Here is a 24,522-nt window from a genome sequence, read left to right on the forward strand (position 1 = left end):
CCCACCCACCGTCCGGAAGGCGTTACCGCCCGTGAGGTGAGCTGGACAAGCTTCCCGACCAAACCTTCCGCGCCGGCCGGGTCACGCGTCGTAGTCGACGGTGAGCTTGTCGGTGACCGGGCTGGACTGGCAGGTCAGGACATAGCCGGCGGCCACCTCGTCCGGCTCCAGCGCGTAGTTGCGGGCCATGGTCACCTCGCCGGAGACCACCTTGGCCCGGCACGTCGAGCACACCCCGCCCTTGCAGGCGTACGGCAGCTCGCCACGGACCTTGAGGGCTGCGTCCAGCACCCGCTCGTCGCGGCCCATCGTGAAGCTCGACGAGCGCCCGTCCAGCACGATCGTCACCTCGGCGCCGGCACCGGGCTGGTCGCTCGGGCGACGGACCGGCTCCGGCGGGGCGTCGACGTAAAACAGCTCGGTGTGCACCGAGGCGTCGGGCACGCCGCGGTCGGCCAGCACCGCCTTGGCGTCGACCACCATCCCGTACGGGCCGCAGAGGAACCACTCCTCGATCACGTCGCCGGGGACGACGGTGTCGAGCAGCCGGGCCAGCCGGTCGGCGTCGATCCGCCCGGACAGCAGCGCCGACTCGCCCATCTCCCGCGAGAGCACGTGCACCAGGTGCAGCCGGGTCGGCCACCGGTCCTTCAGGTCGGCCAGCTCCTCGGCGAACATCACGGTGTTCGCCGTGCGGTTGCCGTACACCAGGGTGAAGGTGCTGGCCGGCTCGACGGAGAGCGCGGTCGCGACCAGCGAGAGCACCGGGGTGATGCCGGAACCGGCGACCACCGCGCCGTAGTGGCGGACCCGATCCGGGGCGAAGGCCGAGGTGAAGTGGCCGAGCGGCGGCAGCACCTCGACGGTGTCACCGCCGCGCAGGGCGCCACAGGCGTACGCGGAGAAGGCGCCGCCGGGGACCTCCCGCACCCCGATCCGCAGCCGGCCGTGCCGGGCCAGCTCGTCTGGGATCGAGCAGATCGAGTACGACCGCCGCACGTCCGCCCCGTCCGCACCGACCCGCCGCACCGTCAGGTGCTGCCCGGCGGAGAACGCGAACGTCTCCCGCAGCTCCTCGGGTACGGCGAAGGTGATCGCCACGGAATCGTCGGTGAGCCGGTCGACGGCGGCGACGGGCAGCGGGTGGAAGACCGGCCGGCGGCGGACCGGTCGGGTGATCGTGACAGTCACAGCGCCTTCAGGTGGTCGAAGGGTTCGGAGCAGGAGCGGCAACGCCACAGGGCCTTGCACGCGGTGGAGCCGAACCGGCTGACCTGCTCGGTCTCCGGTGAGCCGCAGCGCGGGCAGCGGACGGCCAGGGTCAGCGGGACGACGCCGCCGCCCCGCGCGGCGGGCGCGGGCGGGGCAATGCCGGCGTCGGCCAGCTTGGCCCGGCCGCGCTCGGAGATCCAGTCGGTGCTCCACGCCGGGGCGTACACCGTGCGGACCTCGGCGTCCGGGTGGCCGGCGGCGGCGAGCGCCCGGCGGATGTCCGCCCGGATCACGTCCATGGCCGGGCAGCCGGTGTAGGTGGGGGTGATGGTGACGACGACCCGGCCGGTGGCCGGATCCTCGTCGACCGACCGCAGGATGCCCAGCTCGTCGATGGTGATGACCCGGATCTCCGGGTCCACCACCGCCGCCACGGCCTCCCTGGGGTCACTCACCAGCGCGCTCCGGGGTGGGCGCGGTGCAGCACCTGCATCTCGGCCAGCAGGTAGGAGAGGTGTTCGGTGTGGACGCCGTCCCGGCCGCCGCCCGGCGCCCAGCCGTCGGCCGGCCGGGTCAGCGTCGCCTCGTCGAACACCGCGGACACGACGGCGTCGAAGTCGGCCCGCAGGGTGGCCGGGTCGACCGGCGCCGCCGGGTCCGCGGTGAACAGCTCGTGGGTGTAGGGCCACACCTGGTCGACCGCGTCCTGCATGCGCCGGTGCGACTCGTCGGTGCCGTCGCCGAGCCGCTTCACCCAGAGCGAGGCGTGGTCCAGGTGGTACGCGGACTCCTTGCGCGCCTTCGCCCCGATGGCGGCCAGCCGCTCGTCGGCGCACCCGCTCAGCGCGGTGTAGAGCGGGAGCTGGTAGGCGGCCAGGAGGAACAGCTTCGCCATGGTCATGCCGAAGTCGCCGTTGGGAAGCTCGACCAGGAGGCAGTTGCGGAACTCCCGGTCGCCGCGCAGGTAGGCCAGCGCGTCCTCGTCCCGGCCGGCGCCCTCCAGCTCACCCGCGTACGTGAGCAGCAGGCGGGCCGCGCCGAGCTGGTCGAGGGCGATGTTGGCCAGCGCGACGTCCTCCTCCATCTCCGGCGCACGGGAGGTCCACTCGCCGAGCCGCTGCGCCGTGATCAGCGCGTCGTCGCCCAGGGCGAGGGTGAAGTCGAACAGCTCGCTCACAGGTGGGCCACCCCGTCCGGCACCTCGTAGAAGGTGGGGTGGCGGTAGACCTTGTCGGCGGCCGGGTCGAAGAAGGCGTCCTTCTCGTCCGGGCTGGACGCGGTGATCGCGCTCGCCGGCACCACCCAGATCGAGACGCCCTCCTGGCGCCGGGTGTAGAGGTCCCGGGCGTTGCGCAGGGCCAGCTCGGCGTCGGGGGCGTGCAGGCTGCCCACGTGGGTGTGCGACAGGCCGCGCCGCGCGCGCACGAAGACCTCCCACAGAGGCGAATGGTCCGTGCTCATGCCGCCACCTTCTCCTTGCTGTTCCGCTTCGCCGCGTACGCCGCGGCGGCCTCGCGCACCCAGGCGCCCTCGGCGTGGGCCCGGCGCCGGTGCTCCATCCGCTGCCGGTTGCACGGCCCGTCGCCCTTGATCACCCGCATCAGCTCGTCGTAGTCGGGCTGGGTGTAGTCGTAGGACTGCCGCTGTTCGTTCCAGCGCAGGTCGGGGTCGGGGATGGTGAGACCGAGGATCTCCGCCTGCTGCACGCACATGTCGACGAAGCGCTGGCGCAGCTCGTCGTTGGAGAAGCGCTTGATCTTCCAGGCCATCGACTGGGCGCTGTGCGTCGAGTCGCCGTCCGGCGGGCCGAACATGGCCAGTGACGGGTACCACCAGCGGTCCACCGCGTCCTGGGCCATCGCCTTCTGCTCCGGGGTGCCGTGGGCCAGCGTGTGCAGGATCTCGTAGCCCTGACGCTGGTGGAACGACTCCTCCTTGCAGACCCGGATCATGGCGCGGGCGTAGGGGCCGTAGGAGCAGCGGCACAGCGGCACCTGGTTGACGATCGCGGCGCCGTCCACCAGCCAGCCGATCGCACCCACGTCGGCCCACGTCAGGGTCGGGTAGTTGAAGATCGAGCTGTACTTCTGCCGGCCCTCGATCAGCAGCTCGACCAGCTCGTCCCGGCTGACGCCGAGGGTCTCCGCGGCGGCGTAGAGGTAGAGGCCGTGGCCGGCCTCGTCCTGCACCTTGGCCAGCAGGATCGCCTTGCGCTTGAGCGAGGGGGCCCGGCTGATCCAGTTCCCCTCCGGCTGCATGCCGATGATCTCGGAATGCGCGTGCTGGGCGATCTGCCGGATCAGCGTCTTCCGGTACGCCTCCGGCATCCAGTCCCGCGGCTCGATCTTCTGGTCGGCGTCGATCACGTCCGCGAAGTACGCCGCGAAGTCCTCGTCCGGCGCCGGTCCGCCGCGCCGGGCGCGTGCCGCCGCCTCGCGCAGCGCGGCCTCCGCCGCCTCCACCTCGCCGAGCAGGCCGCCGCCCGGGCCGTCCTCGGGCGGGGCGAAGTCGTTGCCATACATGAGGCCAGTGTTACAGCTCGCCCCCGATGACACCAGAGGGTGTAACAGGTTTCCGCACCCACCTTGTGTCACCGGCCAACCGCTTCCAGTGACAACCCCTGACCTGCGCAAACCTTGTGACGTCGACCACTTGGAGAAGATGAATCCTCACAAGGCCGCCATAACGGTCCAATGTCCCGCCTTCACGGCGAGTTGCCGGGCGTCGGGATCTGGCATCCGGCCTGTCCGGAAGTAGACTTCGCCCGGCACACCGATCGGCTGCCGACGATCGCCACCGGCTCCAGGCCATCTCCCCCGGCCTCGGCGATCAGGCCGAAACGCATTCGGAAGCGCCGGTCCCCCCGGCCAGACAATCTGGAGTTCACCCACTCATGCGACCTCGCGTGACCATGGTGCTCGCCATCGTGGCGGTCCTCATCGGCGGCGGCATGCTGGTCCCCGCCGCGTACGCCAAGCTCTCCGGCGGCGAAGGCCTCGGCGGCATCGGCGGCGGCGTGGCGCAGGTCCCCACGCCCGCACCGACCGCGCCCCCGAAGCCCACGCTGGCCGCCGGCCCGGTCTCGGTGAACTTCAACGGCAAGTTCTTCTCCTGGGCGCTGATGGACCGGAAGACCGGCAAGATCAGCGGCGCGCCGAACATGGCGTCGACCAACTCGACCGAGTCGATGATCAAGGCTTGGATCGTCTCCGACTACCTGCGCCAGCTGAACGGCAAGCCACTGAGCGCGGAGCGGAGGAAGCAGGCGACCACCGCCATCCGGGACAGCAACGACCGCTCGGCCGAGGCGCTCTACAACGCCGGCGGGCGCAAGCCGGTGCTGGATCGGCTGATCAAGATGTGCAAGCTGACCGACACGAAGATTGAACCCACCCGGGCCAAGTGGGCGTACACCCAGATGTCGCCGCGCGACGCGGTGCGGATGGGCGACTGCATCGGCGACGGCACCGCCGCCGGACCGAAGTGGACGAAGTGGGTGCTCAACGAGATGGCCAACGTGCGCGGCGGCGTGAAGGACCAGAAGTCCGTGGAGGTCCAGGGCGGGCACTGGGGCATCGTCGACGGCCTGCCCGCCTCGATCACGTCGCAGGGGCCGGTCAGCATCAAGAACGGCTTCACCATGCTCTGGGCCGACGGCCAGTGGCACGTCAACTGCCTCGCGGTGGCCGACGACTGGACCCTGGCCGTGATGATGCGTTATCCCGGCGCCGGCGACCCGAGGACCCCCTCGTACGGCGCGAAGGTCTGCGCCAGCGTCGCCACCCAACTGGTGACCCCGCAGCCGGGCGCCGCCCTCAAGGTGCCGCAGCAGCCGGTCGGGAAGCTCTGATGGCGGGCAGCCGGCGCCGGCCGGGCAGTGACCACCGCACGCTGACGTACAGCGCCGTCGCCGTGATCCTGGTCGGCCTGGTGCTCGTCTCGCTCCGGTTCGTGCCGGGCTCCCCGCTCCGCCCCACGGCCGGCTCGCACTCGCCCGCGGCGGGTGCCCGGTCCGCGAGCGCCCCCACCGACCGCAACGCCCGCCCGTCGCCGTCCCCCTCGCCGTCGCTGGAGCCGCTGCCGTTCGCCGCCCAGGACCTGAGCGACCTGAACATCAAGGGCTGGTACTCCTGGAGCGTCCTGGACAAGCGGACCGGCGCGATCATCGGCTCGAAGAACATGGGCGAGACCAGCACCACCGCGTCGTTGATCAAGTCCTGGGTTGTCGCCGACTACCTGCGCCGGAGCGCCGAGGCGGGCAAGACCCCGAGCGACGCGAAGCTGGACGACGCCACGCAGATCATCCGGGACAGCGACAACACCCGGGCCCAGGAATTCTACGAGAGCGTGGGCGGGTCGGCCTCGATCAAGCGGCTGATCTCGATCTGCAAGCTGACCGACAGCAAGGTCGCCAGCGACGGCGGCTGGAGCCGGACGATGCTGTCGCCTCGGGACACCGCGCGGCTCGGCCTCTGCATCGACGACGGCCGGGCGGCCGGGCCGAAGTGGACCAAGTGGCTACTCAACGAGATGCGGCTCGTCCGCGGGGTGGGCGACTTCGGCATCCGCAAGGCCTTCCCCGCCGCCGAACAGAAGCAGATCGCCATCAAGAACGGCTGGATCGACCGGCAGAAGGAGCGGGAATACCACGTCAACTGCCTGGCGATCGGCGACACCTGGACGATGGGCGTGATGGTCCGCACCCCCTTCAGCGCCGCGAGTTCCTGGCAGTACGGCATGGACACCTGCGAGAAGATCACCGAGGCGCTGCTCCGCGACGCCACCTGATCCCCCCCCCCGCTGCGCGAAGCGGCGGTGTCCCGGTCCACCGGGACACCGCCGCTTCGTCGTCGTGGGAGGGCGTCAGCCCTGGAAGAACTCCGGCCCACCCTCGGGCAGGGCGGGGGCCTCGCCGATGGCGGCCGCACGGCGGGCGAACTCGCGCAGGCCGGCCACCTGCCGCTCGCCGAGGGAGAAGTCGAGGGTACGGAAGTAGGTCGCCAGGGTCGCCGCGTCGAACGGCTCCCAGCGGGCCGCGGCCTCGGCCACCTGGTCCAGCTCGGCCAGGCACAGGTCGCGCGAGCGCAGGAACGCCTCGTGCACCTCCTTGACCAGGCCGGGGTGGGCGGCGGCGAAGTCCCGGCGGACCGCCCAGACGGCGAAGACCATCGGCAGCCCGGTCCACTCGCGCCAGGCCTGGCCGAGGTCGGTCACCTCGAGGCCCTTGCGGGGCGCCTCGTAGAGCGCGCGCAGCGCCACGTCACCGATCACCACCCCGGCGTCGGCCTCCAGCAGCATCTGGGTGAGGTCCGGCGGGCAGCGGAAGTAGTCGGGGCGGACGCCGTACCGCTCCGCGAGCAGGAGCTGGGCCAGCAGCACCCCGGTACGCGAGGTGGAGCCGAGCGCCACGCGGGCGCCGTCCAGCTCGGTGAGGGGCCGGGTGGAGACCACGTTGACCGAGAGCACCGGGCCGTCGCTGCCCACCGCCAGGTCCGGCAGGAGCAGCAGCTCGTCGGCGTGCCGCAGGTACTCCACCTGCGAGATGGGGCCGATGTCCAGGTCGCCGGCGACCAGCGCGGCGTTCAGCCGGTCCGGCGAGTCCTTGTGCAGGTCGACGTCGATCAGCGCGCCCGACCGCATCAGCCCCCAGTAGATCGGCAGGCAGTTGAGGAACTGGATGTGCCCCACCCGGGGGCGGGCGATTCGGTCGGCCATGACCCGACGGTATCGCCGCGGGACCGGCCCGGCTCAGCGGGAGGGGGTGGGAGTGGCCAACTCCGCACGCCGCTCCCGCCCGGTCCCGGCGGCGGGACGGGCGACGCGCTCGGCGCGTACCGCGCGGCGGACCGGCCAGGCCGCCGCCACGACCACCAGCACCCCGGCCACCCCGCAGCCGGCGACCAGCGGCCGGGGCGCGGCCACCTCCAGCAGCAGGCCACCGATCAGGTAGCCGCCCATCCCGGCGCCCTGCACGGCCGCCCCGAAGATCGCGAAGGCCCGACCCCGGGCCGCCTCGGGCACCCGCCGGGCCAGCAGCAGGTTGTTGAAGACGTTGTCGCCGCCGTTGCCCACCCCGCCGGCCAGCCAGATCGGCACGAGCAGCCAGGCCGCCGGCACCGCCGCCGAGGCCAGCACCGCCAGGCAGCAGCCGCCGAGCAGGACCAGCCCGGCTCCGAGCAGCGCGCCGTCGTCGGCGAGCCGGCGGGCGAGCCGGGCGAAGAGCCAGCCGCCGAGCACGATGCCCAGCGTCCAGGCGCCGGTGACCAGGCCGTAGACCGTGGTGGAGCTGTGCAGGGTCTCCCGGATGAAGAAGACCTCGATGACGTTGATGGCGCCGACCGCGGCGACCACCGCGGCGAGGCTGCCCACCATCACGAGCAGCAGCGGATCGCCGCGGAACCGCCAGGCGGGCGGCGGGGTCGCCGCCCCGGCGGCCGGCGCGGTCGACCGCCGGCCACCCCGCCGGGTACGGATGAGCAGGCCGGCCGCCACCAGCGCGAGGTAGCTGACGGCGTCGACGAGCAGCGGCACCCGGGTGCCGAACTGGCCGACGAGCAGGCCGGCCAGCGCCGGCCCGGCGAGCGCGCCCAGCGTGCCGGCGGTCTGGTTCAGGGCGCCGGCCCGGGGCAGGTCCTCGGCCCGGACCATGGCCGGCACCAGCGCGGCGAGCACCGGCTGGGTGACCGCGAGCCCGGCCGCGAGCAGCGCGACCAGCGCGATGACCAGGGCCGGGTGCCCGGCGTACGCGAGCGCCAGGCAGATCGCGGCCTGGCCGAGCCCGGCGGCCACGAGCAGGACCCGGCTGTCCACCCGGTCGGCGAGCCGGCCGGTCAGCGGGGCGAGCGCGACCAGCGGCAACGTGGCGGCGAGCAGCAGCCCCGAGACGGCGAGCCCGCCGGCGCCGGCCGACTGGAGCGCCAGGGTCAGCGCGCTGGCGGCGAGGAAGTCCCCGCAGCTGGAGACGCCCCGGGCGGCGGTGGCGAGCCAGACGTCGGACCAGCGCGACGGACCAGATGCGAAGGACATATTTCGAAAATAATCCTTCACACCTGTTCGTTCAACCCCCCGCTTCAGTCCAGGGGCAGCGCCCGGTACTGCACGGCGACCGCCCGCGCGCCCTCCGGCGGGTCCTTCCGCAGCCGCCGCCGGTACGGATCGAGCAGCTGCTGGATGGACTGGTTCAGCTCGGCCAGCTCCTCGGCGCTGACCAGCAGCAGGGTATCGCTGAACCAGGCCGCCTCGTACCACTCGCGCGGCTCCTCCGGGGCGCGGCGGATCCAGTCCCGGGCGCGCTGGCTGTCCCGGGCCAGGTGCGCGTCGACCAGGGCCAGCTCGGCGGCCCGCGCCTCGGAGTCGGCGTCCTGCCCCGACTCGATGTAGTAGGACGGGCTGAACGCCCGCCAGACCCGCTCCCGCGCGTCCCCCCGGCTCGGCGCCTCCTCGATCAGGCCGAACTTCGCCAGCTCCCGCAGGTGGTAGCTGGTCGCGCTCGGCGAGAGCCCGGCGATCTCGGCGCACTCGGTCGCGGTCGCACCGCCCTCCACCGTGCTGAGATGCTCCATGATCGCCATACGGGCCGGGTGGGCCAGGGCCCGCATCACCTGCGGGTCGCTGATCGTCACCCGGCGCTGCTCCGGCCGCGCCTCAGTCATGCCACCCATGATCCCGCGTCGGCCGCCGCCCGGGGAAATTCGGTTGCCCGCCGAGCCGACCGGAGTAGGCTGCTCTGTCCCGCCTGACGGCCGTGGTGAGTAGCACCGCACAGGACGTCCCGCGCCGACCCGAGGTCGGAAACGCGAGCGGCAGCGTTGTTCCCCGTGACGAGGAGTACGTGGATGACCCTGCACGCCCAAGAAAAGACCCTGGACGCCGAGCTCGTCGCCGAGCGCGCGCACCTGGACACCTCCCGCGCGGCGCTGCGCCGGATGCGCGAGCGCGCCGAGTCCCTCTTCGCCACCGGTGACAAGGTGGCCGGGGACGCGTACACCGCCGAGCAGCTCGGCCGGCACATGGCCCGGCGCGTGAAGGAACTGGCCGACGACCCGACGACCCCGCTCTTCTTCGGCCGGCTCGACTTCGGCGATGCCGATCCGGACCATGCCGGACGCGACTACCACGTCGGGCGCCGGCACGTCACCGACGAGCTGGGCGAGCCGCTGGTGCTGGACTGGCGGGCCCCGGTCTCCCGGTCGTTCTACCGGGCCAGCGCCCGGGACCCGCAGGGCGTCGCGGTCCGGCGTCGGTTCGGGGTCAGCGCCGGCGTACTGACCAGCTTCGAGGACGAGCGCCTGGACCGTGGCGAGGAGCTGGGCACCGCCAGCCGCATCCTCACCGCCGAGATCGAGCGCCCCCGCGTCGGCCCGATGCGGGACATCGTCGCCACCATCCAGCCCGAGCAGGACGAGCTGGTCCGGGCCGACCTGGCCGACTCGATCTGCGTCCAGGGGGCGCCGGGCACCGGCAAGACGGCGGTCGGGCTGCACCGCGCCGCGTACCTGCTCTACCTGCACCGGGAGCGGCTGCGCCGGTCGGGCGTGCTGATCGTCGGGCCGAACCGGGCGTTCCTGTCGTACATCGCGGCGGTGCTGCCGGCGCTCGGCGAGGTCGAGGTCGAGCAGGCGACGGTGGAGGACCTGGTCGCCCGGGTGCCGGTCCGGGCGGTCGAGGACCCCGCCGTGGCCACCCTCAAGCACGACATCCGGACGGCCGGGGTGCTGCGCCGCGCGGTCGACGCGCACATCGGCGCCCCCACCGAGCCGATCATGGTCTCGGACGGCTCGTTCCGCTGGCGGATCGGCCTCGACCCACTGCACCGGTTGATCGAGGAGACCCGCCGCGAGGGGCTGCCGTACGCGACCGGCCGGGAACGGGTCCGGGCCCGCCTGGTGGGGCTGCTGCAACGCCAGTCCGAGGCCCGCCGGGCCGAGTCGCCCAGCGACGCCTGGCTGCGCCGGATGAGCCGGGCGAAGCCGGTCACCGAGTTCCTCGACGCGGTCTGGCCGGCGCTCACCCCCGAAGGGCTGCTGCACCGGCTGCTGACCGACCCCGAGACGCTCGCCGCCGCCGCCGACGGCCTGCTCACCGCCGAGGAGCAGGAGCTGTTCCGGTCGGGCAAGGTCGGGCGTACCCCGAAGGCGACCCGGTGGACCGCCGCGGACGCGGTGCTGATCGACGAGGCCGCCGGGCTGCTGGAACGGCCCGCCGGCTTCGGGCACGTGGTGGTCGACGAGGCGCAGGACCTCTCCCCGATGCAGTGCCGGGCCATCGCCCGGCGCAGCGAGCACGGCTCGATCACCCTCCTCGGCGATCTGGCGCAGGGCACCGCGCCCTGGGCGGCCACCGACTGGCGGGAGTCCCTGGCGCACCTGGGCAAGCCAGACGCGGCGGTGGTCCCGCTGAGCGTCGGCTTCCGGGTGCCGGCCGCGGTGGTGGCGTTCGCGAACCGGCTGCTGCCGGCGCTCGCCGTCGACGTGCCCCCGGCACAGTCGCTGCGCCGGGACGGGACGCTCGACGTGCGTACCGTCGAGGACCTGACGGCCGCCGCGGTGGCCGAGGTGCGGGCGGCGCTGGCGCACGACGGCTCGGTCGGCGTGATCGCCGCCGACGGCGCGGTGGACCGACTCCGCGCGGCCCTCGCCGACGCGGGCGTCCCGACCGCGACCGCCGACGACGTGGAGGCCGCGGCGCGGGTCACCGTGGTCCCGGCGACGCTGGTCAAGGGCCTGGAGTACGACCACGTGGTGGTCGTCGAGCCGGCCGCGATCGTGGCCGCCGAGCCGCGCGGCCTGCACCGCCTCTACGTCGTGCTGACCCGGGCGGTGTCCCGGCTGGCCGTGCTGCACCGGGAGCCGCTGCCCGCGCCGCTGGCCGGCTGACCGGCCCCGGGCCAGCGGCTGGTCAGCCGGCGAGAGGCCGACCGGTCGGCCGGCCCGGGCTCAGCCGCTGAGGGCGGCGGCGACGTCGCGCAGCGGCCGGCCCGACTCGGCGATCGGCACGGTGAACGCCAGCCAGGAGCCGTCGGCGAAGTCGAGACGCAGCCGCTTCGGGTTCAACCGGTGCCAGCCCACCCGGGCCGAGGCCACCTCGGCCCGCGACGCCGACCAGGCGATCCCGGTCTCCGCCACGGACCGCTCGTCGTCCTGCCGGCTGGACAGCAGCTTCATCGGCCCACTCAGGCAGACCAGCAGCCGCCGGTCGGTGGCCACCAGCAGGATGTCCCGTACCGCCAGGTCCGGCTCGGGCGGGCGCAGCGCGTGGCGCAGCCGGGAGGCGGCGGAGCCCGGGGCGCCGCGCCCGGCGATCCCCCAGATCACCCGGTCAACCAGCCGGTCGCCCCACGCCCAACTGATCAGCGGTGAGATCAGGTTGAGCAGCACGGCCCCGACGCTCACCCCGCCGGCGGGCGCCGCCGGCTTCGCCGCGTCGGGCGGCGGAGGCGGCGGTGCCCCGTGGGCCGCGTCGGCCTTCGCGTACGCCAGCATTCGCTCGCCCGGCTCGACGAGCTGGCCGATCCGGTCGCGGTATCCGGTGCCCTCCATCGGCTCAGTATCGATCATGGCCGTAGCCGTCGTCGCTGGGCCGCTCCGCGGGGCGGTGAAACTCGCGCCGGCACGGTACACAGGGGAGGGCATGCCCGTCCGGGACCGCACCCCTGAGGAGCCCGAAGATGATCCTGGCCCGCGCCGACCAGGTCAGCCGCCGCTACGGCGAGGTGCTGGCCCTGGACCGGGTCGACCTGACCGTCCGCGCCGGGGAGCTGGTGGGCCTGCTCGGCCCGAACGGCGCCGGCAAGAGCACCCTGCTCAACCTGCTGGTCGGGCTGCGCCGCCCCACCGCCGGCCGGGTCGAGCTGCTCGGCGGCGACCCGCGCGACCCGACGAGCCGGCGGCAGCTCGGGGTGACCCCGCAGGAGACCGGCCTGCCCGGCACGCTGCGAGTCGGCGAGGTGGTCGACTTCGTCGCCGCGCACTTCCCCGACCCGGTGCCCCGGGACGAGCTGCTCGACCAGTTCGGCCTCACCGACCAGGTGCGCCGGCAGACCGGTGGCCTCTCCGGCGGGCAGCGCCGCCGGCTCGCGGTGGCGCTCGCCTTCGTCGGCCGGCCCCGCCTCGTGGTCCTCGACGAGCCCACCACCGGGCTGGACGTGGAGGCCCGGCACACCCTGTGGGAGGCCGTCCGGAGCTTCCACGCCGACGGCGGCACGGTCCTGCTGAGCAGCCACTACCTGGAGGAGGTGGAGGCGCTGGCGCAGCGGGTGGTGGTGATCGGGCACGGCCGGGTGCTCGCCGACGACTCCGTGACGGCCATCCGCGGGATCGTCGGCGTACGCCGGGTCAGCCTGGTCGCCGACGACCTGCCGCCACTGCCCGGCGTGGTGGCCACCGAGCACGCCGAGGGCCGCACCCACCTGCTCACCACGGACGCCGACCAGCTCGTCCGCGACCTCGTCACCGCCGGCGTGACGTTCCGCGACCTGGAGGTCCGGCCCACCTCGCTGGAGGAGGCGTTCCTGACCCTCACCGCCGGCGACCGGCCCGCACCCACCCCCGCCTAGGAGACCGCCGTGCCGCTCGCCCTGGTCCACGCCCGCTACCAGCTCCTGGAGATCGTCCGGATCCCGGTCGCGATTTTCGGCAGCGCGTTCTTCCCGGCCGCCACGATGCTCTTCTTCGTCGTGCCGTCCGCAGGTGACGATCCCACCGCCGCCACCTACGCCACCGCCGCCATGGTCACCTTCGCGGTGATGAGCGCCAACATCTTCCAGTACGGGATCGGCGTCGCCGAGGACCGCGACCAGCCGTGGAGCTCGTACAGCCGGACGCTGCCCGCCGGGCCCGGCCCGCGCTTCGCCGGCCGGATCCTGGCCGGTCTGGCCATCACCTACTTTTCCATGCTCCCGGTGGTGGTGATCGCGGCGGTGGCCACCGCGGCCCGGGTCACCCCGGCGCAGTTCCTGCTCGCCGCCGGCGGAGTCGCGGTGATCTCGGTGCCGTTCACGCTGCTCGGGCTGGCCATCGGCTACTCACTGCCGAGCAAGGCGGCGATCGTGGTCGCCCAGCTCATCTTCTTCCCGCTCGCCTTCGGCGGCGGCCTGCTCTTCGGCCCGGACAACGCGCCCGGCTTCGTCGACGCGATCGCGCCCTACCTGCCCACCCGCGGTGCGCTGGAGCTGATGTGGGCGGCCGTGACCGACTGGCGGCTGAACCCGCTCTCCATGATCATGCTCGGCGTCTGGATCGTGGTGCTCGCGGCGGTCGCCGGATGGGCGTACCGACGGGACGAGGGACGCCGCTTCACCTGACCTTTTGTCCGAATCCGGCCCGGCGGTCGGTGTGGCGGTGCCACGATGCCGGCAGGGCGTGCCAGCGGGGCCGCCCCCGGCGAGAGGGGTCAGCGTGGACGGCGTGGAGCCCGGCACGCCCTGCTGGACCGACCTGGCCACCCCCGGGCTGGACGACGCGAAGCGCTTCTACCCGGAACTGTTCGGCTGGACCGGCCGGGTGTCCGACGAGCCGACCGCCGGCGGCTACACCACCTTCCTCAAGGACGGCCGGGCCGTGGCGGGAGCCGGGCCACCGGCCGCCCCCGAGCAGGTGCCGATCTGGTCGACGTACGTGGCGACCGACGACGCGGACCTGGTCGCCACCCGGGTGGAGGCGGCCGGCGGCCAGGTGGTGGTCTCCCCGTTCGACGTCTTCGAGCTGGGCCGGATGGCGGTCCTCTCCGACCCGGCCGGGGCGGTGTTCAGCGTCTGGCAGCCGATGGCGATGCGCGGGGCGGAACTGTTCAACGCCCCCGGCGCGATGTGCTGGAACGAGCTGGTCACCCCCGACCCCGACCGGGCGAAGGACTTCTACGCGCTGGTCTTCGGCTGGCACCCCGAGGAGCAGCCGACGGGCCCGGTCACCTACACCGGGTGGCGGTGCGGCGCCCGGATCGTCGCCGGCATGATGCCGCAGCTGGAGCCGCTGCCCGAGGACCTGCCGGCGTACTGGACGGTCTACTTCGCGGTCGAGGACGCGGACGCCACCGCGGCCCGGGCCGCCGAGCTGGGCGGCACCATCCTCGTCCCGCCCCGGGACAATCCGGCCGGCCGCAGCGCCGCCCTCCGCGACCCCCAGGGCGCCCTCTTCTCAATCACCGCCCTGCGCTGACGGTGCTGCGCGCCGCTCCGGCTCCGCCGGCTCGGGGTCAGCGGGGGCGGACCGGGACGACGAGGGGGCCGTGGTCGCCGGGGATGACCCGGACGTTGGCGCGGTAGTGGCGGGCCAGCAGGGCTTCGGTGAGGACCTCCTGCGGAGGGCCGGCGGCGGCCACCCGACCCTCGGCGAGCAGGACCAGGCGGTCGGCGTACTCGCCGGCGATGGAGAGGTCGTGCATGGTGGCGAGCACGGTCAGCTCGTGCTGCCGGCGGAGCTGGTCGACCAGCTCCAGCACCTCCTGCTGGTGGCCGATGTCCAGGGCGCTGGTCGGCTCGTCGAGCAGCAGCAGGGTGGCGCCCTGGGCCAGCGCCCGGGCCAGGAAGACCCGCTGCCGCTCGCCGCCGGACAGGGTGGCCAGTTCGCGGCGGCCGAACGCGCCCAGGTCGAGCCGCTCCAGCACCTCGTTCACGGCGGCCAGGTCGGCGGCCGACTCCCGGCCCAGCGCCGGGATGTACGGGGTGCGTCCCAGCAGCACGTAGTCGAAGACCGACATGCCGGCCGGCACCACCGGGGACTGCGCCACGGTGGCCACCACCCGGGCCCGGTCGCGGCGGCGGAGGGAGTTGATCGGCGTACCGAAGAGGGAGACCGCGCCCGGCGCGGGCAGAAGGCCGCCGACGGCGCGCAGCAGGGTCGACTTGCCGGCGCCGTTCGGGCCGATCACGGTGACCCACTCGCCCACGGCGACCGCCAGGTCCACGCCGGCCAGGATCGGCGTGCCGCCCAGCTCGACCCGGAGGCCGCGCAGCTCGACCGCGGACGCGCTCACGGCGTCACCCTGGTTCGCGACTGCGGGGCTCGCAACCCCGGCCCACTCCTCGCGCTCACGTGAGCACCCGGCGGGCGGTGCGCAGGACCAGCACGAAGAACGGGCCGCCGAGCAGCGCGGTGACCACGCCGATCGGGATCTCGGCGGGGGCGGCGGCGGTCCGGGCGACCACGTCGGTGAGCGCCAGGAACGCCCCGCCGAAGAGCATCGACAGCGGCAGGATCACCCGGTAGCTCGACCCGGCGAGCAGCCGTACGGTGTGCGGCACGATGATGCCGACGAAGCCGATCAGCCCGGAGGCGGAGACCGCGGCGGCGGTGCCCAGCGAGGCGGCGGCGATCAGCAGGTAGCGGGAGCGCTGCGGGTGCAGCCCGAGGCTGGTTGCCTCGTCATCGCCGACGGAGAGCACGTCCAGCTCGCGCCGGTGCAGCAGCACCACGACGGCGGTGAGCGCGAAGTAGGGCAGGACCAGCCGGACGTCGTGCCAGCCGGCAGTGGCCAGTCGCCCGAGCAGCCAGGAGTAGACCTGCTGGATGCTGTCGGAGTGCCGTTGCAGCAGGTAGGTCTGCCCGGCGGCGAGGAACGCCGAGACCGCCACCCCGGCCAGGATCAGCGTGGCCGGTGACCGGTCCCGCCCGCCGGCCGCGCCGAGCAGGTACGTCATGACGACCGCGCCGAGCGAGCCGACGAAGGCGGCGAGGGGGATGGTGAGCGGCATGCCGGTCAGCGACCCGCCGGCCCCGGCGCCGAGCGCGATGACGGCGGTCACCGCCAGCCCGGCCCCGGCCGCCACGCCCAGCAGGTACGGGTCGGCCAGCGGGTTGCGGAAGACGCCCTGGTAGCAGCCGCCGGCCAGGGCGAGCAGGGCGCCGACGAGCAGGCCGAGCACGACCCGGGGCAGCCGCAGCTCGGTGACGATGGCGATCTCCCGCTCGCTGAGCCCGCTGTGCAGGTGCACCCCGGGCAGCAGGTTGAGCAGTTCGGCGGCCACGCTGCCCGGCGGCAGGCTGACCGGGCCGAGCGAGACGCCGGCCACCAGCGCGATCAGCACCGCGCCGAGGCCGGCGAGCAGCCAGCGGGTACGGAGCCCCGCCGGCCGGACCGTCGCACCCGGCCCGGCCGGCGACCGCTCCCCGACCACCCCGGACGCACCCGGTCCGGACGGGCCCAGGTCGGGCCGCTCCTCCGCCAATCCGGGTGGGTCCGTGTCGGGCACGCCGGACGGCCGGGACGCGTCGGGCGTCCCGGCCGGCCGGTGAGCGTTGTCCGCCGGTCGCACGGTCACCGTCAGGCCGGGACCTTGGCGGTGGCGTCCACGATCGCCTTGAGCAGGTCGACCACGCGCGGGCCCCAGCGCGACGCGATGTCGTCGTCCAGGGCGACGACCTGGTTGTTCTTCACGGCGGTGACGCCGGCCCAGCCGCTGCGCGCCTTGACGGTCTCCGCGTTCTGCTTGCAGCACTTGGTGTCGGCCAGGAAGACGAAGTCCGGGTTCGCCTTGACGATTACCTCCTGGGAGAGCTGCGGGTAGCCGCCGCTCTTCCCGTCGGCGTCCGCCGGGTCGGCGATGTTCTGCAGGCCGGCGAGCGTGTAGAGCGAGCCGATGAAGGTCTTGCTGGTCACGCTGTACAGCTCGGGGCCGAGCTCGTGGTAGTAGGTGAGCGGCTTCGCCCGCCGCGGCAGGTCCTTGGTGAGCGCCGCGATGTCGTCCTTCATCTTCTTCGTGACGGCGTCCGCCTCGGCCGGGTGGCCGGTGAGCTTGCCCAGGTCACCGATCTGCTGGTACGTGTCGTCCAGGGTGGCCGCCGCCGGGGTGAGCAGCACCGGGATCTTCAGCGTGGTGAGCTGGTCCACGATCTTGTTGGTGTCGTTGGAGAGCACCACGAGGTCCGGGCTCTTGCCGGCGATCGCCTCGGCGTTCGGCTGGAAGCCGGAAAGGTCGCTCTTCGGCGCCTCCGCCGGGTAGTTCGAGTTGTCGTCGACGGCGGTGACCTGCTTGCCGGCGCCGATGGCGAAGAGCATCTCGGTCGCCGACGGCGACAGCGAGACGATCTTCTCGGGGCGCTTGTCCAGGGTCAGCTTGCCGACGGTGACCGGGAAGGCGGCGGCCGCCGAGTTGCCGCCGGCGGCGGGGGTGTCGTTCGAGGTCTCCTGGGCGCAGCCGCCGAGGAGCAGCGCGCCGACCGCGAGGGCGGCGGCGAAGAGCCGGGGGGTACGTCTGGACATGGGTCCTCCTGTCGGTCGAGGAGCGTGGTGCTTCGCCGACAGGGACCGCCTGGGCGGGCCCGTCCGCGAGGCGCCCTTCCTCGAGAGCGCGTGTCGCGACCGTGCCGCAGGCGACCTGGCTCGTCCCCACAGTTGTCGGCGCCGGCGGAGGCCGGCGCCGCGTGCGGGGCATCACAGTTGCGGGACAGCGCCGGTTTCGCACCGGCTTCGCTGCGGGTTGGTCGGTGCCACCGTAGCGCACGACCAGCGGAGATCGTCCGGACGGGAGGGGTGGTGGGGGCCCCGAGCAGGGCCCCCACGGCGCGTCGCGTCAGCAGTAGGTGCTCTGCTTGCCGATCGCCCGGTACGGGCAGTCGGCGTACTCGGAGAGCAGCAGCACGGCCTCCCGGTTGCGGGAGGTCTGCGCGGGGATCACCTCGTCGGGCGGGTAGAAGCCGCCCCCGGAGGCCGAGCCGGGGTACATCTCGAAGGTGTACGCCCAGATCTTGTGGGCGCCCCACATCCAGTCGATGCTGGTGCCGTCGGCGATGTAGAGGTCGCTGGACTGTTCCGGGGTGTAGCCGTTGCTGGCGGCCATCTGCCGGCCGATGGTGGCGAAGGTGTTGTACTGGTCGGCGTTCATCCCCGTGGCGGTGTTGCTGTACGTGTAGCCGTACGGCCAGAGCACCAGCTGCGAGTAGGTGTGGAAGTCGATGTTCGCTTTGATCTGCTGCACCCCGCCGACCACGCGGCTGTTGACGAAGGTGCGCAGCGCCGCGGTCTCGGGGGCGGAGAAGGCGGACGGGCCGCGGTAGGTCTCCGACGAGGTCGAGCCGGACGAGCCGCCGCAGCAGCCCCACTGGTACGACCAGTTCCGGTTCAGGTCGGTGCCCACGTACGAGGAGCCGCTGTTCGGCTGGCGGTTCTTCCGCCAGGAGCGGTAGGAGCCGGTGGCGATGTCGTACTCGCTGCCGTCGGGGTTGACCGTGGGGACGATCCAGATCTCCCGGGAGTTGACGATGTTGGTGATCCGGGAGTCGCTGCCGTAGTTGTCGGTGAAGAGGTTGAGCAGGTAGATCGCCATCTCGACGGTCAGGTGCTCGCGGGCGTGCTGCTGGGCGTTGAAGAGGATCTCCGGCTCGTTCTCGTCCGTGCCGACGTTGTCGGAGATCTTCACGGCCATCAGGTCCCGGCCCTGGTAGGACCGGCCGATGCTGAGCTTGCGGGCGATGGCCGGGTGGTCGGCGACCACCGTGTTCACCACTGCGGTCAACTCGGCGTAGTCGTGGTAGTTGGAGTCGGCGGGCGGGAAGGCGTAGGCGACCGCGCCGGCGGCCGGGGCCGGAGCGACGTCCTTCTCCAGCCGGAAGCCGAGCCGGGTGATCGCGGTGGCCTCGGCGGTGGTGGCCGTGACGTGCAGCACGCCGTGTTCGGAGTGGTCGATCGCCGCGCCGGTGCGGGCGACGGCGCTGCGGTCGGCGAGGGTGCGCGGGCCGAGCACCCGGTAGGCGACGGCGGCCGGTTCGCCGTCCGGGGCGGGGCGGGCGGCGGCCGGGCCGGTGACCGCGGCGACGAGGGTCAGGCCGACGGCGGCGGCGAGGGCCAGCCGGCGGCGGAGCGGGGACGTGCGGAGGGCCATGGACAACCTCCTCGGGGTACGGGAGCTCCCGTTGTCCGCACACTTCACCAGGAGTCACATGGTCATATCAACATCCATCATTACGTGCTTCCATCCCGACCGGATCCTCACGCCGGCAATGATTTTCCATGCGGCAACCTCTGGCGAAACTTCCCTCCAGGCGCGACAGTGAACGGCAACGATGCCGTCCTCCTGGAGGAGCTGCCATGGACCGGACATCCCTGCGGTCGGTCGCCGTCGCCGGCGCCACCGCGCTCGCCCTCCTCGCCCCCACTGCGCCGGCCGGCGCGACCACGACCGTCACGCACGACGAGCAGATCACCTGGCAGGGGTGGTCCGGCGCGGCCTGGTCGACCGGCACCGCCGCCGGCACCACCGGCACCGCCGCCGGCCTGACCCTGACCAGCCCGGTCGGGACCATCCTCTACAAGGACCCGCACAGCAGCATCCGGCGCAGCTGGGCGTACGGGACCTGGACCTCGCCGCTCACCCAGGTCGGCTTCTCCGCCAGCGAGCTGGTCACCTCGTGGAACGCGGACACCCCCGCCGGCACCTGGCTCCAGGTCGAGCTCCAGGGCACCTACACCACCGGCACCCGCACCCCCTGGTACGTGATGGGCCGCTGGGCCTCCGGCGACGGCGACATCCGGCGGACCAGCGTCGACCGGCAGGGCGACAAGACCTCCAGCGTCTTCACCGACACGTTCGCCATCAACAACCCGGCCGCCGGGGTGCTGCTGCGGGCGTACCAGCTCCGGGTCACCCTCTACCGCGACCCGGCCTCGACGGTCACGCCGGTGCTCCGCTCGGTCGGCGCCATGAGCTCGAACGTGCCGGACCGGTTCACCGTCGCCCCCAGCGCCGGGCACATCGCCTGGGGCACCGAGCTGGCCGTGCCGCGCTACTCGCAGAACATCCACGCCGGCCAGTACCCCGAGTACGGCGGCGGCGGCGAGGCGTGGTGCTCACCCACCTCCACCGAGATGGTGGTCGAGTACTGGGGCCGCAAGCCCTCCCCGGCCGACACGTCCTGGGTGGACCCGGGCTACGCCGACCCGACGGTCGACCACGCCGCCCGGATGACCTACGACTGGCAGTACGACGGCACCGGCAACTGGCCGTTCAACACCGCGTACGCGGCGGCCTTCCCCGGACTGGAGGCGAAGGTGACCCGGCTGCACTCGCTGGACGAGCTGGAGCACTTCATCGCCGCCGGCATCCCCGTGGTGACCAGCCAGTCCTTCCTCGCCAGCGAGCTGGACGGCGCCGGCTACGGCACGGCGGGGCACCTCATGGTGGTGGTCGGCTTCACCGCCACCGGCGACGTGATCGCCAACGACCCGGCCTCGCCCAGCAATGCCGCGGTCCGACACGTCTACCCGCGCGACCAGTTCGAGCAGATCTGGCAGCGGACCCGGCGGACCACCGCGAGCGGCGGCACCGGCAGCGGCTCCGGCGGCATCGTCTACCTGATCAAGCCGACCGAGGTGGCCTGGCCCTCCGTGGCCGGTTCCACCAACTGGTGATCCATCCCTACCCACCCAACGGAGTGCACATGGTCAGACCAGCCCTGCGTGCGGTCGCCCTCCTCGGCGCCGCCGCGCTCGCCCTCGTCGGTGTGACGGCGCCCGCCCACGCCGACAACAACCTGCCGGTCGTCGCGCACGACGAGCAGATCACCTTCCAGGAGTGGTCCCAGTACCCGGACTGGCGTGCCGGCACCCACCAGGGCACGTACGCCATCCCGGGGCACCGCACCGGGATCACCATCGGCCAGCCGGCCGGCACCACCGAGTTCACCGACGAGCACACCGGCACCACCCGGACCTGGGAGTACGCCACCTGGACCTCGCCGGAGCGGACGGTCGGCTTCGACGCCAGCGAACTGGTCGCCTCGTGGAACGCCGCGACCCCGGCCGGCACCTGGATCCAGGTCGAGCTGCACGGCACGTACAACACCGGGCAGCAGACCCCCTGGTACGTGATGGGCCGCTGGGCCTCCGGCGACCAGGACATCAAGCGCTCCACGCTGGACGGCCAGGGTGACCCCTGGTCGACCATCTGGACCGACACCTTCTCGATCGACAACGCCCAGGCCGGGGTGCTGCTGCGGTCGTACCAGCTCCGGCTGACCCTCTACCGCGCGCCGGGGCAGACCGCCTCGCCGCGGGTCTGGATGCTCGGCGCGATGAGCTCCAACGTGCCGGACCGGTTCACGGTCGCACCGAGCAAGGGCGGCATCGCCTGGGGCACCGAACTGGCGGTGCCGCGCTACTCGCAGAACATCCACATCGGCGAGTACCCCGAGTTCGACAACGGCGGGGAGGCGTGGTGCTCCCCCACCTCGACCGAGATGGTCGTCGAGTACTGGGGCCGGAAGCCCTCCGCCGAGGACACCGCCTGGGTCGACCCGAGCTACGCCGACCCGACCGTCGACCACGCCGCCCGGATGACCTACGACTACGAGTACGAGGGCGCCGGCAACTGGCCGTTCAACACCGCGTACGCGGCCAGCTTCCCCGGCCTGGACGCCCGGGTCACCCGGATGCACTCGCTGGACGAGGTGGAACGCTTCATCAAGGCCGGCATCCCGGTGGTCACCTCGCAGTCCTTCCTGGCCAGCGAGCTGGACACGGCGGGCTACGGCACCTCCGGGCACCTGTTCGTGATCGTCGGCTTCACCGCCGAGGGTGACGTGATCGTCAACGACCCGGCCTCCTCCTCGAACGACGCCGTCCGCAACGTCTACAAGCGGGAGCAGTTCGAGCAGATCTGGCTGCGCACCAAGCGGCACCGGGCCAACGGCACCGTGGCCTCCGGCTCGGGCGGCATCGCGTACCTCATCAAGCCGACCGACGTGGCCTGGCCGGTCGTGCCGGGTTCCACCAACTGGTGACGGGACGGGCCCGGCACGGTCCCTCGGGACGGTGCCGGGCCCGTCGGTACGGTCGTGGACCGGCCGGGTCAGGCCGACGGAGCGAACGAGGCGGGCGGGGCCGCGGGCTCGGCCCGCCGGCCACGCCTACGGATCGCCCGGACGATGATCACCACCCAGGCGACCAGGGCTGCCACACCGGCCAGGGCGAGCCCGGTGACCAGCAGGTAGGTCGAGCCGCCGGCGGTGGAGAAGACGCCCTTCCGGGCACCGGAGTCGAGCGCCGGGGCGGTGGCCCCCGCGGTCAGCCCGTCCGGCGCGTCGTAGAGGATCACGTCGGCGCGCTGGGCACCGCCCTCGGTGGCGACGAAGGTCCCGTGCCACTCGCAGTTACGCCGGCCACATTCCTCGTTCACCGCGGTGAACGTGCCCGGCGTGCCGCCACCGTTCTTCGCCTCCCAGGCGGGCGCGAGGTCGGTGACGCTCAGCATCAGTCCGATGGCGGCGATGACCGGCAGGCCGATCCAGACGAAGACCTTCGTCCGCCACCCGTTGATCGTGTTCAGGAAACTCACGGCGGCAGACCCTAGCGGTCGGGATGCGATCCCGCTGCCCCGACGCCCGGCCCGGCTCAGTCCTCGCGGCGCTCGTCGGTCCGCTCGGCCTGATCGTCGCCGGCCAGGGCGGAGCGCAGCCGGTCCTTCTCGGCGCGGCGCCGCTCCGACGCCTCGGCCATCTCACCGGCCATCTCGTCCCGCCAGCCGCGGAGCAGGAAGAACGACAGCGCGGCGGAGAAGACGAGCGCCAGCATCAGCCGCAGGAACATGTTCATCTCGACGAACCAGAGGGCCGCCAGCACGCCGACGAACAGCCCGATCCGGCCCAGCGTGTACTTGACCGCCGCACTCAAGCCCGTACTTCCTTCTCTCTCACGCCTCAACCCGTCCGCCGGGCCAGCCAGTGCACGCCATGAAACCAGATCACCGCGTAGACCACGGTGAACACCGCCGCGGCCAGCGCGCCGGAGACCAACGGGGGCAGCCCGGCGGCGAGACCGGCCGCCAGCAGCCCGGCGAGGACGCCGACCACGATCCCGGCCAGCGCCGCGAGCACCCGGGCCGCGCCGAACTCCCAGGCCCGGAAGTCGTCCCAGAACAGCCAGACCGGCAGGATCACCGCCAGCCAGCCGTTGGTTCGCCCGAACCCGCCCGCGCCCATGGTGGCGAAGGCCCACTCGAAGAGCACCAGCGCCAGCACCCCGATCACCAGGCCGGCGAGGCTCACCCCGAGCAGGTCACCCAGGGTGAGGATGCGCCCCTCGGCGTCCCGACGGGGAAAGCTGCGCGGCTGCTCCTCGGTGCTCATCGACGTGCGGTCAGGCCCAGACCTGCTGCGGCTCGGCGCGGCGCTCGGCCAGCGACGGGGCCGCGTCGTACTCGCGGACGATCTCGTAGCGGGTGTTCCGCTCGACCGGGCGGAAGCCGGCGTCCCAGATCAGGTTCAGCAGGTCCTCGCGGTGCATGGTGTTCGGCGTGCCGTACGAGTCGGCGTCGTGGGTGATCTTGTATTCCACGACCGAGCCGTCCAGGTCGTCGACCCCGAAGTTCAGCGAGAGCTGAGCCACCGAGAGACCGTGCATCACCCAGAAGCACTTCACGTGCGGCACGTTGTCGAAGAGCAGCCGGGAGACGGCGAACGTCTTGAGCGACTCGGCCGGCGAGGCCATCGTGGTCTGGGCCTGGATCCGGTTACGGACCTTGCCGTCCGCCGAGTCGACGAAGTCGTGCTGGTAGCGCAGCGGGATGAAGACCTGGAAGCCGCCGGTCTCGTCCTGCAGCTCGCGCAGCCGCAGCACGTGGTCGACCCGGTGCCGGGGCTCCTCGATGTGGCCGTAGAGCATCGTCGACGGGGTCTTCATGCCCTTCGAGTGGGCCAGTCGGTGGATCCGCGACCAGTCCTCCCAGTGGCAGGCGTGGTCGACGATGTGCTGCCGGACCTCCCAGTCGAAGATCTCCGCGCCACCGCCGGTCAGCGACTCCAGGCCGGCGTCCATCAGCTCGTCGAGGATCTCGTCGGCGCTCAGGCCGCTGATCTTCTCGAACCACTGCACCTCGGTCGCGGTGAACGCCTTGAGGTTGACCTTCGGCAGCGCCGCCTTCAGCTCGCGGAGCACCTTGGGGTAGTAGCGCCAGGGCAGGGTCGGGTGCAGGCCGTTGACGATGTGCAGCTCGGTGAGCTGCTCGTCCTCCATCTCCTTGGCCTTGCGGACCGCCTCGTCGATACGCATCGTGTAGGCGTCCTTCTCACCCGGCTTGCGCTGGAACGAGCAGTACGCGCACGAGGCGGAGCAGACGTTCGTCAGGTTGAGGTGCCGGTTGACGTTGAACATCACCCGGTCGCCGTTCATCTCGGTGCGCTTGTGGTGGGCCAGCCGCCCCAGCCAGGCGAGGTCGTCGCTCTCGTAGAGGGCCACTCCGTCCTCGCGGGTCAGGCGCTCCCCCGCGTAGACCTTCGCTTCGAGCTCGCGCTTGAGTCCGGCGTCCATCGAAAGCCACGTCCCTTCCACCTGCGGTCCCGGTCGAGCGTACGTCGCGCGTCGGACGAACCGGCGACCCGGTCA

At 72.8% G+C, this 24,522-nt stretch carries 24 protein-coding genes, 1 pseudogene and 1 riboswitch; of the genes and pseudogenes, 8 read left to right on the forward strand and 17 right to left on the reverse strand.

Annotation, left to right across the window (positions count from 1 at the left end; all coding sequences use genetic code 11):
- Positions 1-81 precede the first annotated feature (81 nt).
- Genes paaE through paaA form a run of 5 tightly spaced genes read right to left on the reverse strand, consistent with a single transcriptional unit; the run spans position 82 to position 3,734 of the window.
- Positions 82-1,191, reverse strand: a complete 1,110-nt coding sequence (gene paaE, locus IEY96_RS03505; protein WP_189193321.1) for a 1,2-phenylacetyl-CoA epoxidase subunit PaaE — start codon at positions 1,189-1,191, stop codon at positions 82-84.
- Entirely contained in the window at positions 1,188-1,667 is a 480-nt protein-coding gene (paaD, locus tag IEY96_RS03510; protein WP_189193322.1) for a 1,2-phenylacetyl-CoA epoxidase subunit PaaD, read from the reverse strand. The genes paaE and paaD overlap by 4 nt, the downstream gene beginning before the upstream one ends.
- Positions 1,664-2,389: a 1,2-phenylacetyl-CoA epoxidase subunit PaaC gene (gene paaC, locus IEY96_RS03515; protein ID WP_189193323.1), complete on the reverse strand. Its 726-nt coding sequence runs from the start codon at positions 2,387-2,389 to the stop codon at positions 1,664-1,666. Before paaC ends, paaD begins: the two co-directional genes overlap by 4 nt.
- On the reverse strand, positions 2,386-2,673 hold the full coding sequence (paaB, locus tag IEY96_RS03520) for a 1,2-phenylacetyl-CoA epoxidase subunit PaaB (protein WP_091261268.1): 288 nt from the start codon (positions 2,671-2,673) through the stop codon (positions 2,386-2,388). The genes paaC and paaB overlap by 4 nt, the downstream gene beginning before the upstream one ends.
- Positions 2,670-3,734 carry a 1,2-phenylacetyl-CoA epoxidase subunit PaaA gene (paaA, locus tag IEY96_RS03525; protein WP_189193324.1) on the reverse strand — a complete coding sequence of 355 codons (1,065 nt, stop codon included), beginning with the start codon at positions 3,732-3,734 and terminating at the stop codon, positions 2,670-2,672. Before paaA ends, paaB begins: the two co-directional genes overlap by 4 nt.
- 371 nt (positions 3,735-4,105) lie before the next feature.
- On the opposite strand from paaA, the gene IEY96_RS03530 reads away from it, so the two are divergent.
- Both IEY96_RS03530 and IEY96_RS03535 read left to right on the forward strand, forming a co-directional pair.
- Positions 4,106-5,062, forward strand: coding sequence for a hypothetical protein (locus IEY96_RS03530; RefSeq protein WP_189193325.1), 957 nt, complete (start codon positions 4,106-4,108; stop codon positions 5,060-5,062).
- Entirely contained in the window at positions 5,062-6,000 is a 939-nt protein-coding gene (locus tag IEY96_RS03535; protein WP_189193326.1) for a hypothetical protein, read from the forward strand. Before IEY96_RS03530 ends, IEY96_RS03535 begins: the two co-directional genes overlap by 1 nt.
- A gap of 75 nt (positions 6,001-6,075) precedes the next feature.
- Here IEY96_RS03535 and IEY96_RS03540 read toward each other — a convergent pair whose 3' ends face one another.
- Genes IEY96_RS03540 through IEY96_RS03550 form a run of 3 tightly spaced genes read right to left on the reverse strand, consistent with a single transcriptional unit; the run spans position 6,076 to position 8,864 of the window.
- Positions 6,076-6,927, reverse strand: a complete 852-nt coding sequence (locus IEY96_RS03540) for a menaquinone biosynthetic enzyme MqnA/MqnD family protein (RefSeq protein WP_189193327.1) — start codon at positions 6,925-6,927, stop codon at positions 6,076-6,078.
- A gap of 33 nt (positions 6,928-6,960) precedes the next feature.
- On the reverse strand, positions 6,961-8,238 hold the full coding sequence (locus IEY96_RS03545; RefSeq protein ID WP_189193328.1) for an MFS transporter: 1,278 nt from the start codon (positions 8,236-8,238) through the stop codon (positions 6,961-6,963).
- A gap of 44 nt (positions 8,239-8,282) precedes the next feature.
- On the reverse strand, positions 8,283-8,864 hold the full coding sequence (locus IEY96_RS03550; protein ID WP_189193329.1) for a winged helix-turn-helix domain-containing protein: 582 nt from the start codon (positions 8,862-8,864) through the stop codon (positions 8,283-8,285).
- A gap of 183 nt (positions 8,865-9,047) precedes the next feature.
- Between IEY96_RS03550 and IEY96_RS03555 the strand changes: the two genes are divergently transcribed.
- Positions 9,048-11,087: a HelD family protein gene (locus tag IEY96_RS03555; RefSeq protein WP_189193330.1), complete on the forward strand. Its 2,040-nt coding sequence runs from the start codon at positions 9,048-9,050 to the stop codon at positions 11,085-11,087.
- Between the two features lie 60 nt (positions 11,088-11,147).
- On the opposite strand, the gene IEY96_RS03560 is transcribed toward IEY96_RS03555, so the two are convergent.
- Positions 11,148-11,750 (reverse strand): hypothetical protein, encoded by a 603-nt coding sequence (locus tag IEY96_RS03560; protein ID WP_189193331.1) that lies wholly within the window; start codon positions 11,748-11,750, stop codon positions 11,148-11,150.
- A 128-nt stretch (positions 11,751-11,878) separates the two neighbouring features.
- Between IEY96_RS03560 and IEY96_RS03565 the strand changes: the two genes are divergently transcribed.
- The 3 genes from IEY96_RS03565 to IEY96_RS03575 all read left to right on the forward strand — a co-directional run bounded on the left by IEY96_RS03565 (position 11,879) and on the right by IEY96_RS03575 (position 14,366).
- Positions 11,879-12,766, forward strand: a complete 888-nt coding sequence (locus IEY96_RS03565; RefSeq protein WP_189193332.1) for an ABC transporter ATP-binding protein — start codon at positions 11,879-11,881, stop codon at positions 12,764-12,766.
- 9 nt (positions 12,767-12,775) lie between these two features.
- Positions 12,776-13,513, forward strand: coding sequence for an ABC transporter permease (locus tag IEY96_RS03570; protein ID WP_189193333.1), 738 nt, complete (start codon positions 12,776-12,778; stop codon positions 13,511-13,513).
- Between the two features lie 94 nt (positions 13,514-13,607).
- On the forward strand, positions 13,608-14,366 hold the full coding sequence (locus IEY96_RS03575; RefSeq protein ID WP_189193334.1) for a VOC family protein: 759 nt from the start codon (positions 13,608-13,610) through the stop codon (positions 14,364-14,366).
- A 37-nt stretch (positions 14,367-14,403) separates the two neighbouring features.
- On the opposite strand, the gene IEY96_RS03580 is transcribed toward IEY96_RS03575, so the two are convergent.
- The 4 genes and pseudogenes from IEY96_RS03580 to IEY96_RS03595 form a co-directional block, all read right to left on the reverse strand.
- Entirely contained in the window at positions 14,404-15,183 is a 780-nt protein-coding gene (locus IEY96_RS03580) for an ABC transporter ATP-binding protein (RefSeq protein WP_189193335.1), read from the reverse strand.
- Positions 15,184-15,238: 55 nt separating this feature from the next.
- Entirely contained in the window at positions 15,239-16,324 is a 1,086-nt protein-coding gene (locus IEY96_RS03585; protein ID WP_189193607.1) for a FecCD family ABC transporter permease, read from the reverse strand.
- A 146-nt stretch (positions 16,325-16,470) separates the two neighbouring features.
- Entirely contained in the window at positions 16,471-17,409 is a 939-nt protein-coding gene (locus IEY96_RS03590) for an ABC transporter substrate-binding protein (protein ID WP_189193336.1), read from the reverse strand.
- A gap of 114 nt (positions 17,410-17,523) precedes the next feature.
- Positions 17,524-17,615: riboswitch (cobalamin riboswitch) on the reverse strand.
- Between the two features lie 107 nt (positions 17,616-17,722).
- Positions 17,723-19,027, reverse strand: a pseudogene (locus tag IEY96_RS03595) (M14 family metallopeptidase); the annotation flags it as partial.
- Between the two features lie 206 nt (positions 19,028-19,233).
- Here IEY96_RS03595 and IEY96_RS03600 point away from each other — a divergent pair.
- The gene (locus tag IEY96_RS03600) at positions 19,234-20,553 is read left to right on the forward strand and encodes a C39 family peptidase (protein WP_189193338.1); all 1,320 of its coding nucleotides are present in this window, start codon (positions 19,234-19,236) and stop codon (positions 20,551-20,553) included.
- 29 nt (positions 20,554-20,582) lie between these two features.
- Positions 20,583-21,923, forward strand: a complete 1,341-nt coding sequence (locus IEY96_RS03605) for a C39 family peptidase (RefSeq protein WP_189193339.1) — start codon at positions 20,583-20,585, stop codon at positions 21,921-21,923.
- Between the two features lie 68 nt (positions 21,924-21,991).
- Here the strand turns inward: IEY96_RS03605 and IEY96_RS03610 are convergent, their stop codons facing one another.
- Genes IEY96_RS03610 through mqnE form a run of 4 tightly spaced genes read right to left on the reverse strand, consistent with a single transcriptional unit; the run spans position 21,992 to position 24,447 of the window.
- Positions 21,992-22,477 carry a hypothetical protein gene (locus IEY96_RS03610; RefSeq protein WP_189193340.1) on the reverse strand — a complete coding sequence of 162 codons (486 nt, stop codon included), beginning with the start codon at positions 22,475-22,477 and terminating at the stop codon, positions 21,992-21,994.
- A 56-nt stretch (positions 22,478-22,533) separates the two neighbouring features.
- Positions 22,534-22,812, reverse strand: coding sequence for a DUF4229 domain-containing protein (locus tag IEY96_RS03615; protein ID WP_107076940.1), 279 nt, complete (start codon positions 22,810-22,812; stop codon positions 22,534-22,536).
- A gap of 26 nt (positions 22,813-22,838) precedes the next feature.
- Positions 22,839-23,267, reverse strand: a complete 429-nt coding sequence (locus tag IEY96_RS03620; protein WP_189193341.1) for a hypothetical protein — start codon at positions 23,265-23,267, stop codon at positions 22,839-22,841.
- A gap of 10 nt (positions 23,268-23,277) precedes the next feature.
- Positions 23,278-24,447: an aminofutalosine synthase MqnE gene (mqnE, locus tag IEY96_RS03625; protein WP_091315414.1), complete on the reverse strand. Its 1,170-nt coding sequence runs from the start codon at positions 24,445-24,447 to the stop codon at positions 23,278-23,280.
- Positions 24,448-24,522 lie beyond the last annotated feature (75 nt).

Source organism: Micromonospora fulviviridis, from assembly GCF_014648395.1.
GTDB classification, from domain to species: domain Bacteria; phylum Actinomycetota; class Actinomycetes; order Mycobacteriales; family Micromonosporaceae; genus Micromonospora; species Micromonospora fulviviridis.

Coding starts and splice junctions, on each gene's coding strand:
- paaB (WP_091261268.1), bottom strand. CDS start 2,673: ATGAGCACGGACCATTCGCCTCTGTGGGAGGTCTTCGTGCGCGCGCGG.
- paaA (WP_189193324.1), bottom strand. CDS start 3,734: ATGTATGGCAACGACTTCGCCCCGCCCGAGGACGGCCCGGGCGGCGGC.
- IEY96_RS03530 (WP_189193325.1), top strand. CDS start 4,106: ATGCGACCTCGCGTGACCATGGTGCTCGCCATCGTGGCGGTCCTCATC.
- IEY96_RS03535 (WP_189193326.1), top strand. CDS start 5,062: ATGGCGGGCAGCCGGCGCCGGCCGGGCAGTGACCACCGCACGCTGACG.
- IEY96_RS03540 (WP_189193327.1), bottom strand. CDS start 6,927: ATGGCCGACCGAATCGCCCGCCCCCGGGTGGGGCACATCCAGTTCCTC.
- IEY96_RS03545 (WP_189193328.1), bottom strand. CDS start 8,238: ATGTCCTTCGCATCTGGTCCGTCGCGCTGGTCCGACGTCTGGCTCGCC.
- IEY96_RS03550 (WP_189193329.1), bottom strand. CDS start 8,864: ATGACTGAGGCGCGGCCGGAGCAGCGCCGGGTGACGATCAGCGACCCG.
- IEY96_RS03555 (WP_189193330.1), top strand. CDS start 9,048: ATGACCCTGCACGCCCAAGAAAAGACCCTGGACGCCGAGCTCGTCGCC.
- IEY96_RS03560 (WP_189193331.1), bottom strand. CDS start 11,750: ATGGAGGGCACCGGATACCGCGACCGGATCGGCCAGCTCGTCGAGCCG.
- IEY96_RS03565 (WP_189193332.1), top strand. CDS start 11,879: ATGATCCTGGCCCGCGCCGACCAGGTCAGCCGCCGCTACGGCGAGGTG.
- IEY96_RS03590 (WP_189193336.1), bottom strand. CDS start 17,409: ATGTCCAGACGTACCCCCCGGCTCTTCGCCGCCGCCCTCGCGGTCGGC.
- IEY96_RS03600 (WP_189193338.1), top strand. CDS start 19,234: ATGGACCGGACATCCCTGCGGTCGGTCGCCGTCGCCGGCGCCACCGCG.
- IEY96_RS03605 (WP_189193339.1), top strand. CDS start 20,583: ATGGTCAGACCAGCCCTGCGTGCGGTCGCCCTCCTCGGCGCCGCCGCG.
- IEY96_RS03620 (WP_189193341.1), bottom strand. CDS start 23,267: ATGAGCACCGAGGAGCAGCCGCGCAGCTTTCCCCGTCGGGACGCCGAG.
- mqnE (WP_091315414.1), bottom strand. CDS start 24,447: ATGGACGCCGGACTCAAGCGCGAGCTCGAAGCGAAGGTCTACGCGGGG.